Genomic DNA, 15968 nt, shown 5'->3' with positions numbered 1-15968 from the left:
AGCGTAGTTGGTTAACATTACATTAAGAAATGATTAAGCGCCCGTGGTAAAATTGGTAGAGCCCTTAAGCAATTCGCGGAGTTTTTTGATGGATTGATAAAGTGTGGTTTCTACCGTACGTACGGTGATGCCCAAAATGCCGGCAACTTCCTGCTTGCACATCCCGTCTACCCTGCTCATGAGTAGCACCTGGCGTTGTGCGGGAGGCAGTGTATTGATAAGGGAGAGCATTTTATTGTATGATTCGCGGGAGGAAAGGATCTTGAAAGGTGTATTGTTATCCTGCAGCAATTGCTGTTGAACCGGCGTATCCTCAATAGCGTATACCGGCTCCTTCTTTTTTTGAATGTGATTGAGCGATAAGTTTTTAGCAGCCGTAAACAAATAGTTCTTCACATTAATCACCCGCGTTTCGCAGCGGTTATCCCAAACCTTCATAAACAGGTTGGCGATGATCTCCTCGGCAATTGCGCTATCCTTAATATAGACAGCACAAAACTGGCAAAGTGATCTGTAGTAGCGGTTAAAAAGAGCCTCAAGCGCCTGCGGATCGTTTTGGCGCAACAGATCCATCAGTTCTTCATCAGTAAGGGATAGATGCATACCAAATTTCGTTTCGGGCAAAACTAAGCATGCAATATTAGCGTAACGTTAAATTAATTATTGAAATAAAAACGTTGCAAATAATATATTTACTCAGATTTTTATATTTAAAAAATGCGTGAATTTAGATAGCAGATTTATATTCGTGATTAACTACAAATACGTCTCATACTTAAGACAAATTTATTAGTTAATTAAAGTTAGTTACATTTTCCTTATAAGCGCAAGCGATAATTGAGCTGTTTTTTAGATTAGGTTAATAGGCTTCGACTTACCGCCAATCTTACCTTAACCTTTCCCAAACACTTGTCCTCCCGAATAGCGATACTCCGATATATCCCCTGATATAAAGCTTTTTGTCCTTTAGTTTTAAAGTGCAGCTATAGGTTTTGCCACTATAGGGGTCATAGATTTGCCCACCGTCCCATGCACTATCGTGATAGGTAAAATCGTAAAGCATGACCAGGTCTTTAAGGCTGCGTGAGGTTAACTTTTCGTCCTTGTTTTTCACATCTTTCCGGGAAGTAGTACCATCCGGTTCGTACATTGTTTTGCCCCAGATCAGTTTGCCGAAATATTTGCCGTTAGCTTTATAAATATCAATTTTGCCTGTTTTATCTTCGCTCAGCCATACGCCTAAAATCTTATCGGCTTCCGGTGTTTGTGCCAAAGTTTTTGCTGCTATAAAAAGGGATAGCAATAATATTATTCCTATTTTTTTCATTACTATGCGGATTTAAAACATTGTGTTGAACAAGCAACAACTTTATTTAATTTTAATAACGACTTTCCCTTTAGCCCGTCCGCTTTCAACATAGGAAATCGCTTCTTTGATCGATTCGAACGGAAAAGTTCTATCTATAACCGGTATAATAGTGCCTGCATTTATAAGAGCCGAAATTTCCTTTAACTGGGGACCGCTAGCCTTCATAAAAAGAAATGAAAAGTCAACGTTAAGCCGTTTTGCCTTCTTTCTTACTCCGGCGCTCAAAAGACGCATGATTAATTTTACGTACCAGGCTGCTCCGATTTCTTCTGCAAAGTCAGGATCAGGCGGGCCAGAGATTGAGATGAGTTTTCCACCGGGTTTTAATACGCGTAGCGACTTTTCAAGTGTCTTTCCGTCCTGACTATTCAAAACCAGGTCGTAACCACGCAGGATTTTCTCAAAGTCATCTTTCTTGTAATCAATAATAACATCTCCGCCAAGGCTTTTCACTAAATCAATATTAGCTGCGCTTGTCGTTGTTGCCACTTTAGCCCCTAAGTGCTTCGCCAACTGGATGGCAAACGTGCCTACACCACCCGAACCTGCCTGAATGAAAACTTTTTGCCCCTTTTTCAGACTCCCTTTTTCAATTAAAGCTTGCCAGGCCGTAAGGCCCACCAGGGGTATAGACGCGGCTTCTTCCATACTCAGCTTTGCTGGCTTAAGTGCTATATCAGCCTCCCTAATAGCTATATATTCTGCAAAGGTGCCAATATGATGATCTGCCGGCCGGGCGTAAACCTCGTCTCCAACCTTAAATTTTTTCACACTTGCCCCAACTTCGGTAATAACACCTGCCACATCGTGGCCCAAAACAAACGGAGTTTTGTAGGGCAACAAAAGTTTGAACTCCCCGTTTCTGATCTTGGAATCAAGCAGGTTGATAGCGGCGGCGTGTACTTCCACCAATACTTCATCCGGCTGTGGTTCCGGCACAGGCATTTGCCCGATGCGTCCACCATCCTTGCTTTTATACTTGTTTATAATGAAAGCTTTCATATTTTATATGTTTGATGAGAATGATTTCTACGATTGTAATACCCTATAATGTTTCTTGGGATTAACCAAACCAAAGGCAATTCCCGGAAAAAGCCGGTTGACGATATACAATGCTTTTGTATCTCCTACACGGATGGTAAACTGATCCTTCCTGAGACCTGCGATAAGCGCTTTTACCAGACCTTCTGTAGTCATTTTTTTACCGTCCCTGTCAGCCGTCATTTCTGTAGCTACAACAGGAGGCAAAAGCTCAAATACCTTCAGGTTACTGTTTAAAATTTGCAGGTGCTTTCTCAATGTTTCCGTATAAAACCGCAATGCTACCTTAGAAGCTGAGTAAGTGGCTTCCAGTAATGATGGAACATAACTGAGTATTGACGTAGTGTTGATGATCGCGCTTTCTTTCCTTGATTTCAGCATATCGATAAACAAATTATTAAGTCGGATCACTGCCAGGTAATTGACGTTTATTTCATACGCCGCGTCTTCAAAGTGCCGGTCGTTTGCTATTCCCAGGTTAATCGGGTCAGTTAACACCCCCGCGTTATTGTATAAAATGTCTATACCACCCAATTCCTGTATATGCTTGAAAAGCTTTTGCGCATCACCCGCGTCTGATACATCACTTTTAATTGCCGTAATTGCCGGATACAACTTCTTTGCATCATCTAATTTCCCCTGGTTTCTGCCGGTGATGATCACGCTGGCGCCATTGGTTAAAAATTGTTTGGCTGCTTCCAGCCCGATACCTGATGCACCACCCGTGATCAATACCGTTTTCCCTTTTAATTCCATGATTTTATTTTTTATTCTACTTTGAAGCGTTAACCGATTTCAGAATGGACTTCTCGAAAAGCTTATAGGCGAAGTGTTGAAGCAGGAGTACGATTGATGATCCTTTGCCGACAGGGTAACTAAACCTTGGATTTTTTTCCTTCACTGTTTCCAGTAAAGTAGCGATAACCGGTGTGGGTTCGGGTGCTTTATCAAATGTCTCCTTGGTATAAGCCTTTACCTTTTGCCGGAACAAGTCATAGTCTGCGATAGTTCCTGTTGCTACAGTTCCACTTTCGCCGATACTGGTTTTAAAGCTCATCGGTTCAACTATAACTACCTTGATGTTAAACTGGTTCAATTCAAAGCGGAGCGACTTGAAATAACCTTCGAGGGCATGTTTGGAAGCCGCATAGTAAGATACATACGGAAGACCCACTAAACCCAGCAGAGACCCAAGCGTAATTATTTTTCCATGTTTTTGCTTCCTGAAGTAGGGCAGCAACTCGTTAGTTAATTTGATGGTTCCCCAAAAGTTGGTTTCAAACAGCTGCCTGCCCAACTCAATAGGGGTTTCCTCGGCAAGTCCGTTCACTAAGGAACCTGCGTTGTTGATGAGTACATCTAAAATTTTGACCTCACTCCATAGCAACGTACCAAACGATGCTATGGAGTGGTCATCATTCAGATCTAAGGGCAGCAGCTTAAATGGTAGTTTTGCCTGGTGTTTTTCCGGATTTCGGCTTGTACCGATTACCTGGTAGCCATTTTCGTGAAGTTTGCAGGCGACAAGCAGCCCAATGCCTGATGAGGCGCCCGTGACTAATACTGTTTGTTTCATTTTCTTTGTTTTAATATTGTTTAGTTGCCTATGATTGTTGTGCCAGCATTGTATAATCCGTATAACCTTTTTCCCCGGGTGTATAGAAAGTTGATGGGTCGGGTTGATTGAGTGGTGCGTCCGTTTTAAAGCGCTCAACCAGATCCGGGTTAGCAATAAATGGAACCCCGAATGCTACCAGATCGGCATCACCATCATTCAACACCTGGCTGGCCGTTATCTTGTTAAACCCGCGGTTAATAATGATGATACCGTCATAAAGCGGGCGGTAACGTTTCGCAACCTCCTTAACAGCCCATATGTTGCCTGATACATCTGTAAAAGGCTCCGTTAGGTGCAGGTAAGCCAGGTCGTATTCATTTAATTTGGCCACGATGTAATCGTGCACGGCTATCGTTTCCTCATCCAGCATCATACCCTGGATACCATGAAGAGAAGGGTTTAATCTTACGCCTACTTTCCTGATATCGATCACCGTGTGCAGTTCGTCCAGTACATCAAATAAGATGCGTGCACGGTTCGTGATGGAGCCGCCATATTGATCCTGGCGCCTATTGGAATAAAGATTGAAGAACTGGTGTAACAAGTAGCCGTTGGCTGCGTGCAGTTCAACACCGTCAAACCCTGCGTTTATCGCGTTTATGGCAGCCTGTTTAAAATCATTAATAGTCTTTTTTACCTGCTCCAGCGTCATCGCCCGGGCATCTACCGTGTCTTTAAAACCTTCGGGTGTGTATGCCTGGGCCAGGGGATTTAATGCCGAAGGCGCCAGTGGAAGTTCGCCATCAAGCAAATCGGGGTGCGACAAGCGCCCCACGTGCCATAATTGAGCGAAAATTTTTCCGCCGTGCTGATGCACCGCGTCGGTAACCAGTTTCCAGCCTTCAACCTGTTCTTTTGTATAGATGCCGGGTACGTTCAGGTAACCTACTGCCTCACGACTGATGTAAGTTCCTTCTGTAATGATCAGACCTGCCGAAGCACGCTGCTGATAATAAAGGGCAGTTAGTTCAGTAGCCACGTTACCAGGGTTAGCTGATCGGCTTCGTGTCATGGGAGCCATTACCATGCGGTTGCTCAATAAAAGGCCATTTAAATTAAACGGCTCGAAAATTATTTGGTCATTCATTTTTTTTAATTTTTAAGTAGTGTCAGAAATAGTAAGCAGGCTTTGCAGCCTTAGTGCATTGATGTTGGTTGTTATTTTGTACTTTTTAGTATATTTTAGTTCGTTTGGAATCCTTTAAATGAGAATCATACCGAGCTGGTTGTAAAATTTAGTTTGGAAAGCAATCTTAATGCTACGTTAATTCTAAATAGACTTTTTAGTATATTTAATATCAAAAAAAATCAAAGTGCATAACTTTCTAATTCCGCTTTCAGGCTCCTTAGTAAACCAGCCATTGGTTTTGCTGTATTCATCGCCCTGCACATAACAACAGCCCCTTCAACGGCTGCCACCGCTTTGAATGCATAACCAGCCGCATCAAGTTTGTCCGAAAATTCACCATCGACCATGCCTTGATTTAAAATACTAACAAATATTTCCTGCCCGCGCCGGATAGTACCTCCTATCTTTTCTTTAATGGCTGGGAAATTATCATCCGATTCCACCGCAATATTAAATACCGGGCATCCGCCTTTTAAATAGGTATTTATTGGGTCTTTATAAAAATCAAGAAAGGCAAATACCTTTGCCTTTGCTGTTTTACCCTGGCTAATGGTTGACAGCATTTTGTCAGCATTGGTATTCAGCATGTATTCAACAACCTGCAAAGCCAGGTCTTCCTTGCCTTCAAAATGGCCGTAAAGACAACCTTTAGTTAGTTGGGCGGCAGCAAGCACGTCGTCTATATTCGCACCGGATATCCCTTTCTGATTAAAAATCGGAGCTGCTGTCTCTAATATAAATTGCTTTGTTTTCTCCGCTTTTGTAAGCATGGCCATTAAATTAACAACACAAAAATATACTAAAAAGTTTATTTTAAGAATTATAAACCATCTTTCTATCCTTTATGGTCTGAAGATGACAATCATTGTGCCCCAGAATATTGACCGAACTACAGCTATTTAAATTGACGCATGTAGCAAACGTTTGTAAAGGGTGCAATCTCCTTCTTATTTACAGTTCTCGAAAGCGTGCCTCCCTTCGTTAGTAATGATACCATTGATAAATAATTGGAGCGCTTCAAATATTTCATCCTGGTTCTTTAGGTTATTAAACAGGTAAAAGTCTGTTACCGATACATAAATGGCCGCTGTGCCCTGGACATCCAGGCCCGACCGGTATAGCCCCCTGGCTACGCCATCTGATAAATTTGATTCGATGATGTTCTTTAAGTAATTGCGTTTAAATTCATAAAGCGCTCTAAGCGCCCTTGGGTATCTTTTCAACATCACTTCGTTAAAAACATACCGTAAAGCAATCAGATGCCTGAAAAGACTCTGTTGCAGGATTAACTCCTGAACAGGATCATCTGAAGCATCAATGTTTGAACTGATAATACTTTTAGATTGCTCTATCAGTGATTCAACTACAATTTCGACAAGGATCGCTTTATTAGCGAAGTGTTGGTAGACAGTTTTCTTCGACATGCCCGTAGCTTCCGCAACCTCATCCATCGTTACACTGATAACGCCATACCTGATAAAAAGGTCAATCGCATGATCGATCAAACGTTTTCTTTTGTCTTCCATACCGTTGTTTTAGTAGCGAATCCAGCTTTTTTGAAAGCCAGCATCAAGGCTGGTTATCTGTTTTAGCGGTAACATAATTGTAAATAGCCACCCGTACATAAAAATCTGCAAATGCCGTAGCAACCGTACTGGAGGCCTGCTGATAAGCAGTTTGGGCATCCAACACTTCAGAGATTGTCGCTAAGCCTGCTCTGTAATTATCTTCGTTAACTTTCAGATTTTCAGTAGCCTGCTCCAGGTTGTCTTTGGCATAACGGATCTGCGTCAACTGGTCTTGCATGTCATACCAGTACCGCATTATTCCTACCCGCAGTTGGTTTTGCCCGTCCCGGTAATCATTGCGGGCAATTTCTTCATTAATCCTGCGCTGGCTTACCTTTTGCTTACCGCGGCCCCACAATCCGTTGGATATCGGAATGCTCAGGGTGACAAAGCTGGCTGGGGAGAAATTGCTTCCTATGCCGCTTCGGATAGACCCTACCTGTGACGCACTCAGGCCAACTGCCAGGCTGGGCAGGTTATCACCGTTAGCTAAACGGGTTTGCAGCTTTTCGCCTAACACACGTTTGGTTAACAACTGGTAATTGGTATTTCTACCCAAAGCGGTGTCTGGCTGTAAGGCAGGTAATATAGGGGTGCTGTTTTTATTCAGGGTATCCTCCATCACCATAAGCGAATCGAAAGGGATACCTGTGTATACGGAGAAATCAAGCAGGGCTACCCGGCGGCCATTTTGTAATTTGCTTTTGCTAACGAGCAACTGACTTAACTGGACCTTTACTTTCAGCAGATCATTGCGCGCAATTAAACCAGAGGCGAGCAGGTCCTTTTGCATCTTCAGCACACTGTTCAGCAGCGTTTCGTTAACAGCAAGTGTTTTTTGCTGCTCCTGTATGTTCACCAGGTTCCAGTATTTTTGCTCCGTCAGCAATAGTACTGAATCTGCCGATTGCTTTCTGCGTATCTCGCTCACCTGCAATTGCAGTGCTGCTAACTCATTGCCTGCTTTTACTTTGCCACCGGCATAGATTGTTTGCGTGCCGGTAACGCCTAATATATAGAGGTTGTTAATGCCCTTGGTTAGTACATCTGGTATGGCCGGGACAAAGTCCTTAAAACCAAACAGGCCTATGCCTGTGCCGCTAACCGATGGCAGATAATCAGATTTAGCAGCGGCGACATCTGCTTTTGCCGAATTAACCCGTAACTGGCCGTTTTGAAGCGCATAACTATAGGCGATCGCCGCCTGCTTACTTTCCTGCAGGGATATGGTATGCTGCTGGGCATTTGCCTGCAGGCCGGTTAATATAATGATGGATATGATGAATGATTTCATGATTTGTAATACTTATGCGGTTGCGGTTTCCGGTGTTTCGTTCGCCGGGTTGATGTTGTCTTCTTTGCGGAAGAACAGCCAGTATAGCGTTGGCAGCACAAATAGGGTAAGCAGCATGGATAACAGTAACCCAAAACAGATGACGGTTCCCAGCGGCCCCCATAAAGATGACCTGCTGATCACCATCGGTATTACACCCACGGCTGCAGCCGAAGAGGTTAAAAAGATCGGTCGCATCCTGCGTTCGGCAGAAAGTTTTGCTGCTTCAAAAACAGATTTGCCTTCATGCAGGCGTAGCTCTTCCGCAAAATCTATCAAGATGATTCCGTTACGCACTACAATTCCGCAAAGGGCCAGTAAACCAAGGAATGAGGTGAAGCCAAACGGGTAGCCCATTATTAGCAAGCCTGACGACGCGCCCAATAAGCTTAATGGCATGGTTGTAATACTTAAGAGGGCATGTTTAAGATGTTTAAAGTGCCACAATAAGATCAGGAATATGAAGATGATACTTACGCCGAGCGCAGTACCCATGGGCCCCTGGTTCTCTCCCTGTAATTCCAGTTCACCGCCATAACGCAACTCTACGCCTGCGGGAAGTTTTATCTTTTCGATGACCGGTTGCAGGTTCAGCAATACGGCATTGGCTACCGCTTCCTGGGTAACATCCATGCGCACTGTGAGCGTGCGCACGCTATTTCGGCGGGCAATCTGGCCGTCATTCCACTCCGGGTTTACGTCCGCCACCTGTCTTAGCGGGATCTGGGATTTTGTTTGCGGGGACACAATGTTCAGGTCGCGCAGGGCCGAAAGGTCAGCCCTGGAAGCTTTAAGCGATTTGATCTTTACATCTACAGCGTAGTTGTTTTCCCAAACCTGTGTAGCTGTTATACCTTCCGAATGCATGGCTACCGCGTTGGCGATATCGCTCTTGCTTAATCCAAGCCGTGCAGCTTCCGCTGTTTTTACGTCTATTTTAAGGGTTGGCTGTATCTCGTTATAATCTGTCCGGGCCCAGGTAACCTGTTTATGCGTTTTGCCGATGGCTAAAACCTTGTTGGCTACCTGTTTTAAGGCAGCAATATCATTGCCGCTGATCCTTACCTCGATAGGTGCAAGCGCGTTGATCATGTTCAGTTGTTTCATCCGAACATAAGCAGCCGGAAAAATATTGCTGTATTTATGCTGATAGTCAACAATCACCTCTGCGGTAGCGTCTTCCGATACTGTTTTGACCAGGATCTGCGCATAATTTTTTGACGGAAGATTTGGCGCATATACCGAGTGGAAACGCGGTGAACTACTGCCGATAAAGCTGGTATAATTAACAATACGTTTATCCTGCTTTAATATCTTTTCCATTCCCTTCACCACGCTGTCCGTTTGCGAAAGCCTGTAGCCCGATGGCAGGTAGATTTCCATTGCAAATTGGTTTCGCTCTACTTTGGGAAACAACTGCTGCGGCAATACCCCCATAATGCCTATGCCGATCACTACCGACAGCACCGCAAAAAACACGGTTAGCTTGTAGTGTTTCATGGAATTGCCGATATGGTTATTAAAGAAATCCTGCAACTGGTCCAGGAAAGATCTTTTTTCATCTGCTTTATTATGCAGCAAGCCTTTTTTGATGAACAGCGTGTTGAAAAAAGGCACGATCATCATAGAGATAATCAGGGACAGGGTTAGGGCGATCATGATCGTTACCGGGAACAACCGGATAAAATCTTTTGCCGTACCGGTCATAAAAAATGCCAGCGGTACAAAGGTTGCTGATATGGCCAGCGTAGCAGTAAACACAGATGGAAACAATTCCTTGGCGCTGCTAATGGCCGCATCCCAAACAGACATGCCGTGGTCCAGCTTTTCTACGTGGTTATCAATTACAACAATAGGGTCATCCACCACGATACCCAGCACCACAATCAGGGCAGCAAGCGTAACGGTGTCCAACTCTATGCCGGCCATATACATAATACCCAGCGTTGCGGCTATGGTAATCGGTATAGTTGCTGCTGCAACTGCGGCGACCCTAAAGGGCAGCAACAGCAATGCAACGCATACCACGCCGATAAGCGCGAAAGCAAACTCTTTCATAAAATGGCTGATCGAGTCATCCACTACTTCCGGCTGATCGGCCAGTTTTACCAGTTGAATGTCAGGCGGCAGATGCTGCTTTACTTTTTCAATATGCTCTTCCAATTCTTTACCAAACTGTACAATATTTTTGCCGGTGATCATTTCCAACGATATCACGATAGATTTGGTACCGTTTGATGTTACATAGCTGTCCGGATCGTCATACTCACGTTTCAGGGTAGCTACATCACGAAGGCGCACCGAATTGCCGTTAGCATCCTGCCTGATGATCTGTTCGGCAAGCTCGGCCTCGGTTTTATAGTAAGTGCTCAAATGAATGGGCTCATCTACCACCTTGCCTTCTACTTTACCGGTGGCGTTAATAGCGCCTTCATTTTGCAGTACCTGCATCACATTATTGACTGATACACCTTTTTGCAGCAGTTTATTATTATCTACATAAATGGTGATCTGCTCATTCAGGTTGCCGGTATGGGATATCTTGGCCACATCCTGTACCTGCCTCAGTTCGGCCTCGATGTCTTCTACATTACGGAGTAATTCTTTATAGGGCCGTGTCTTGGATTCTACCGACAAAAGCATGGCAGAGGTGTTGCCGAAATCACTATCGATATAGAAGCCTTTAACTTCTTTAGGAAGCTGGCTTTGCAGGATCAGCATGCCGTTTTTGATTTTGTTCCAAAACGCTTTGGTTTGGATGGCATTTTGGTTATCTGCTACTTCCACGAAGATGTACATCACGCCGTCCCGCGAAAAGGAATAGGTTTTTTTCTTGTTAACCTCGTTGTTGCTGAACAGGTATTCTTCTACTTTTTTAGTCAGTTGCTCTTCTACCTGTTTGGAGGAAGCACCGGGATATTGGCCTACGATGACGCCCTGCCTGATGGTGAAATCCGGAAATTCGTTCCGGGGCATATTGAAAAGCCCGGATAATCCAAGCAGCACCAATATGGCCGAAAGCGCAAGCGGGAATACATGGTACTCCATCGCCCATTCAATTAAATTTGAGTTCTTTTTCATGATGGGCGCTTATTTGCTGACGATGACAGGGGTTTGATCGGCAAGCTTCTGGTAACCGGAGGTGATTACAAGCTCATTACCCGACAGGCCGTATTTGATTGTGATGCTGTTGCTGTAAAGCTGCCCGGTAATTACATCTTTACGCACTGCTTTATTCTGGGCATTCATGATGAATAAAAAGTTAGTCCCTTTATCATCTACCTGTACAGCCTGTACGGGTACGATGATTTCTTTAACATCAGCAGACCTAGTACTTTTATCATCAACCGCGTCAAAAGACACTTTACAAAGCATACCTGGCCTTAACAGTAAGTTGGCATTTGGGAGGGCGAGTTTAATATTATAATTGGCGCTGCCGTTCAACGCAATCACGCCAACTTCGGTAACCTTGCCCTGCAAAGGCTGATTTCCCAAGGCATCGATTTTTACTGTAGCCGTAGTTCCGGCTTTATAATGATTGATTTCACTTTCGGGCACTGCAACCAGCACCTTTACAGAACGGGTATCCAGTAATTGTAATACCGGCTGGCCGGGATTGGCTACTGCACCGGCTTCCGCCATCTTATTGCCAACGTATCCGCTAACCGGGGCATAAAGATGCGTATGCGCTATATTCTGGTAAGTTGCCTGTGCAGCCGAGGTGGCCTGGTCATAATTAGATTTGGCTTCCAGCATTTTGATCTCAGCAATACTGCCTTTCTTAAAAACCTCGCTGATACGGATGTAATTTTCATTGGCCAGTTTAGCCTGTGCTAACTGTGCGTTATATTGGCTGCGGTAGGTGGTTTCATCCACAGAACCGACCAATTGGCCTTTTTCCACAAAATCACCCGTTTTAAACGGGAACGACAGAATGGTACCGGAAACCTGAAAACTCAGGTCAATCGTTTTTTCTGCTTCCAGTGTTCCGTTGTAAACAATATGATCATTGATTGCCGAAGCGTCAGCTGACAAATTAAATACTTTTACCGCCAGGGTATCAGGTCCGGGCTTCAGTTTGGTGTTGCTTGAGCAGCCGGTAATCCATAGGGCAGTGAATACTGCTCCGGCCAGTGTTATCGTTGTTTTCATTGAGTTAATTGAACGTTTATTGTTTTTTTGTCGATTACTATACATAGAAACGCCGGGCAATAATTCCCGTTCGATCGCCATTACGTTTTCGAAAGGGATGATATATTTCCTATTGTTTTAAATGTTCGACAAATATACAATTTTTGTATTTTAATATTTTTTAATTTAATTGTCATAAACGCACCTAAGCTGTGTTTTTAAACTTAAACGCGAAAAGTTGCGCTTTTTTTGAACAATTAGCGTATTTTTGTCGATAATGAAAAGGTTTGAAAATGATCAGGTGCGGGAAGAAATAGTTTTAGCTTCTGACGCAGTTTTTGAGCGTTACGGTTTCCTCAGGGTTTCTATGCAGGATATCTCTAATGAGTGTAAGAAAGGGCGAAGTACTTTATACCATTACTTTAAAAATAAGGAAGAGGTTTTGGATGCGGTATGCGAGCGGCTTTTTTTGAATTGTTTGGCAGAAAGTAAAGCCACTATAAGTAAGCGGCGCTCATTTTCAGCCAATATCGAATCGTTCAATGTCACCAAATTAAAGCATCTCCGTCAAATTGTGTCGAAGTATAAACTGGCCATCGACGATCTGCGTTTAGATCCATCAGGCTTTATACTCAAATTCAGAAAATTTGTCGAAGAAGAAATCGCCGTGTTCAAACAGATCATTCAATGGGGTATTGAAAATAAAGATATCGGCGAACTTTCAGAAGAAGACATCGATTTTTTGTCTGAAACATTGAATGCTGCTTTTAAAAGTTTTGAGCAGGAGGTAATCGTTTTTGGGAAATTTCCCCAAAGCGACAGCAAAGTTGCCTGGCTGGCCCAAATGTTACAAAAAGGCCTTTTATAAAAGTATTCTTAATGCTTAATGGCAAGTTATTTAATTGAGTTTCGGGAATTACATTAGGTAACTTATTGAACGTCAATACTTATTCCGTCTTTAGATAATCGTCTTTATTCCGGTAATCCATAAATTAATTGCGCTCAGCATAAAACTGCCCAGTATGACTAAAGGGCCCCGAGAAGTAACTTAATGGCGAGATCAACCGCACATTCGCACAGTTTATTATAGCAAGGGTAGCGTCATTAGCTATTTGAAGCAAGTTATGTTTGGTGATGCCAAAACGACTTGCCTTCGGGCTAGCTACGCTCATTATGCTACCTTCTTCGTTCCACAGAATAACTCGTACCTCGTTACACCTGCTTAAAAAACGCAGGAGTGAATAGATTTACAGGCGTTTAGCTAAAAGTAAAAAAAGCCTTATTTTTATTTAGATTTATTCTAAATTAGCCAAAAATTTAGAATATGAAGATTCCCTTACTTTTAACATCATTGTTTATTTCCAGTTTTTTAATGGCGCAGTCGCCAACAAGCACTATAAACGGTACTATAAAAGGAGACAGTAATGAGCCGCTTGCCCACGCAACAGTATGGCTCGAACCTTCTTCCATCAGTGCCGCTGCAGACGCCAATGGCAATTTTACGTTATCGCAAGTTCAACCAGGCCAATACACCATCCATTCAAGTTACTTAGGCTATCAAAAAAAAAGTAAAAAAATCGATGTTTTAGCCGGTCGTACCGTAAATGTCAATCTCGTACTAACTATTGGCGGCACTTCTTTACAGGCTGTAGAAATTACGGGCCGCAAGGAAAAAACTTATAAAACAAAATCTACTTTCATAGGTAATAAAACTGAAACGGATATCAAAGACCTGCCGCAATCCGTATCCTACGCCAGTAAAGAGCTCATGTCTGACCAAGGTGCAGTACGTGTTGGAGATGTGGTAAAAAACTTTAGCGGTGTATCACAATTTTCTTTTTATGACGATTTAACTATTCGTGGTTTTAGGGTAAACGGGCAAAGCAATACCCAATTGGTGAATGGTCTTCGGTCAAGTACAGGTTTCTGGAAGCAGCCGCTAACCAATTACCTGGAGCGTGTGGAGGTGTTAAAAGGCCCGTCATCTGCATTATATGGTAATGCCAGCCCGGGCGGCGTGGTAAACAGGGTAACCAAGAAACCATTAAACGAAAACCGCAAATCTATCAGTATTTCATTAGGGAGTTTTAACACATTCAGGGGCCTTGCAGATTTTACGGGGCCGGCCAATAAAGACAGTACGCTACTTTATCGCTTAAATTTAGGTTATGAAGATGCCAATTCCTTCCGCGACCTGCAATTTGATAAGAACGTGATCGTGGCACCATCGCTAACCTTTATTGCCTCACCCAAAACACATATCAATTTTGATATGGTTTATAATAATTCGAAAAGCCGCTTAGACAGAGGACAATCCGTTATCGGCAATGACCTTTATTCTACGCCGCAAACGTTAGCCTTATCAGCAGGGAATGATTTCCTGAATGAACAAACATACATCGTTACCTTATCAATTAACCACAACTTTAACGATCATTTCAGCTTTAACGCCGCCTACTCCAAAACCGGGTACCAGGAGGATTTGTATGAACACCGTGGCGCAAACGTATATGCCAAAGACAAACTGGCCGCAGATATCCCTAACCTGGTAGCTATGCAGATATTTGCCCGTAAACGTAAACGCTATATTGACAACTTCAGCGGCTATTTTAATTATACAGGCAAAACCGGTGCTATTGAACACAAAGTTGTAGCAGGGTATGATTACGGCAGCGAGAAAACACCAGTCGGCGCATCCCAGCTTACCGCATCAGGATATCGTAATGCTGCAAATACGGGTACTATTGCCAATTATGTGGCTAAAGATAGTTTAAAATACTTACGCGATACCAGGGGGAACCCTATACCAAATGTGCCATCGTTTGACCTGAACAACTCTATTAACTCGCAACGTTTGCAGGATGATAGTAAAGCGTTTTTTGCGCCTACTACCTTAGCCCCTGCTTATTACTATTTAAATGCGGGGTATGTACAGGATCAGCTTAAGCTGGGTGATTTCCAGGCGCTGATTGGTGTACGTTACGAGTACTACACTGATTTTGCCAACTACAAAACAACTACCGAAGCCAAAACACACTCCAGCGCATGGTTGCCACGTTTTGGCCTGGTTTACACCGCTGCCAAAAACATTAATATTTATAGCACTTACGTAATGGGTTACAACCCGCAAACGGCGGCCACCTTATCAAACCCAAATGCAGGTGGACCATTTGATCCGGTTAAAAGTAATATGATAGAGGTAGGAGCGAAAAGCAGCTGGTTTAATGACAGGTTATCTGTAACTACATCAGCTTACCAGATTGAGCAGAGCAACACGCTTTATAATGCCAATGTTGCCGGTCAGCCGGACCTGCTAAGGCAGGTAGGTAAAGAGCGCTCAAGAGGTATCGAATTTGATGTGACAGGCCGGATCTCTTTGAATTGGAGTGTACTGGCATCATATGCTTATAACGACGCAAAAATTACTGATAGCACAATCCCTGCAGAAGTGGGTATGCAAAAACCCAATGCTCCACATCATATGGCAAACATCTGGACACGCTATAACGTGGCACACGGGCCTTTGTCCGGATTAGGGCTGGGCCTTGGCGCTAATTATGTCGACAAGCGCTCCCTTTCAATCAACCTTGCGCAAAGCATACCAAATTACACCTTAGTTGATGCTGCCTTGTTTTATACCATTGGTAAGATGCAATTGCAGTTTAATGCTAACAACATTACAGGTAAAAAATACTGGGTTGGTGGTTATGATTATATCAGGCTGTTCCCCGGTACGCCAAGAAATTATTTGTTGACTATGACCTATTCATTTTAATCAG

General features: G+C 43.4%; 13 protein-coding genes. 2 read left to right on the top strand and 11 right to left on the bottom strand.

Annotated elements, in window-relative coordinates; all coding sequences use genetic code 11:
* Positions 1-33: 33 nt before the first annotated feature.
* The 11 genes from AC1DYT_RS02880 to AC1DYT_RS02830 form a co-directional block, all read right to left on the bottom strand.
* The gene (locus AC1DYT_RS02880) at positions 34-603 is read right to left on the bottom strand and encodes an RNA polymerase sigma factor (RefSeq protein ID WP_477468147.1); all 570 of its coding nucleotides are present in this window, start codon (positions 601-603) and stop codon (positions 34-36) included.
* Between the two features lie 283 nt (positions 604-886).
* Positions 887-1327, bottom strand: coding sequence for a DUF2147 domain-containing protein (locus AC1DYT_RS02875; protein WP_477468146.1), 441 nt, complete (start codon positions 1325-1327; stop codon positions 887-889).
* Positions 1328-1369: 42 nt separating this feature from the next.
* A complete protein-coding gene (locus AC1DYT_RS02870; protein WP_477468145.1) occupies positions 1370-2371 on the bottom strand; it encodes an NADP-dependent oxidoreductase in 1002 nt (333 codons plus the stop codon).
* 27 nt (positions 2372-2398) lie between these two features.
* Entirely contained in the window at positions 2399-3166 is a 768-nt protein-coding gene (locus AC1DYT_RS02865; protein ID WP_477468144.1) for an SDR family oxidoreductase, read from the bottom strand.
* A 16-nt stretch (positions 3167-3182) separates the two neighbouring features.
* Positions 3183-3986 (bottom strand): SDR family NAD(P)-dependent oxidoreductase, encoded by an 804-nt coding sequence (locus tag AC1DYT_RS02860; RefSeq protein ID WP_477468143.1) that lies wholly within the window; start codon positions 3984-3986, stop codon positions 3183-3185.
* Between the two features lie 28 nt (positions 3987-4014).
* A complete protein-coding gene (locus AC1DYT_RS02855) occupies positions 4015-5115 on the bottom strand; it encodes an alkene reductase (protein ID WP_477468142.1) in 1101 nt (366 codons plus the stop codon).
* Positions 5116-5336: 221 nt separating this feature from the next.
* A complete protein-coding gene (locus AC1DYT_RS02850) occupies positions 5337-5927 on the bottom strand; it encodes a TetR/AcrR family transcriptional regulator (protein ID WP_477468141.1) in 591 nt (196 codons plus the stop codon).
* 177 nt (positions 5928-6104) lie between these two features.
* Positions 6105-6683, bottom strand: coding sequence for a TetR/AcrR family transcriptional regulator (locus AC1DYT_RS02845; RefSeq protein ID WP_477468140.1), 579 nt, complete (start codon positions 6681-6683; stop codon positions 6105-6107).
* A gap of 43 nt (positions 6684-6726) precedes the next feature.
* Positions 6727-8019: a TolC family protein gene (locus tag AC1DYT_RS02840; protein ID WP_477468139.1), complete on the bottom strand. Its 1293-nt coding sequence runs from the start codon at positions 8017-8019 to the stop codon at positions 6727-6729.
* A 12-nt stretch (positions 8020-8031) separates the two neighbouring features.
* On the bottom strand, positions 8032-11139 hold the full coding sequence (locus tag AC1DYT_RS02835) for an efflux RND transporter permease subunit (protein WP_477468138.1): 3108 nt from the start codon (positions 11137-11139) through the stop codon (positions 8032-8034).
* Between the two features lie 9 nt (positions 11140-11148).
* Positions 11149-12210, bottom strand: coding sequence for an efflux RND transporter periplasmic adaptor subunit (locus AC1DYT_RS02830; RefSeq protein ID WP_477468137.1), 1062 nt, complete (start codon positions 12208-12210; stop codon positions 11149-11151).
* Positions 12211-12466: 256 nt separating this feature from the next.
* Between AC1DYT_RS02830 and AC1DYT_RS02825 the strand changes: the two genes are divergently transcribed.
* Both AC1DYT_RS02825 and AC1DYT_RS02820 read left to right on the top strand, forming a co-directional pair.
* The gene (locus tag AC1DYT_RS02825) at positions 12467-13057 is read left to right on the top strand and encodes a TetR/AcrR family transcriptional regulator (RefSeq protein ID WP_477468136.1); all 591 of its coding nucleotides are present in this window, start codon (positions 12467-12469) and stop codon (positions 13055-13057) included.
* Between the two features lie 456 nt (positions 13058-13513).
* A complete protein-coding gene (locus tag AC1DYT_RS02820) occupies positions 13514-15964 on the top strand; it encodes a TonB-dependent siderophore receptor (RefSeq protein WP_477468135.1) in 2451 nt (816 codons plus the stop codon).
* Positions 15965-15968: the final 4 nt, after the last annotated feature.

The organism is Mucilaginibacter sp. P1_D10 (genome assembly GCF_056406215.1).
Note: the sequence above shows the minus strand (reverse complement) of the source record. Positions and strands in the feature narration are given on the sequence as shown.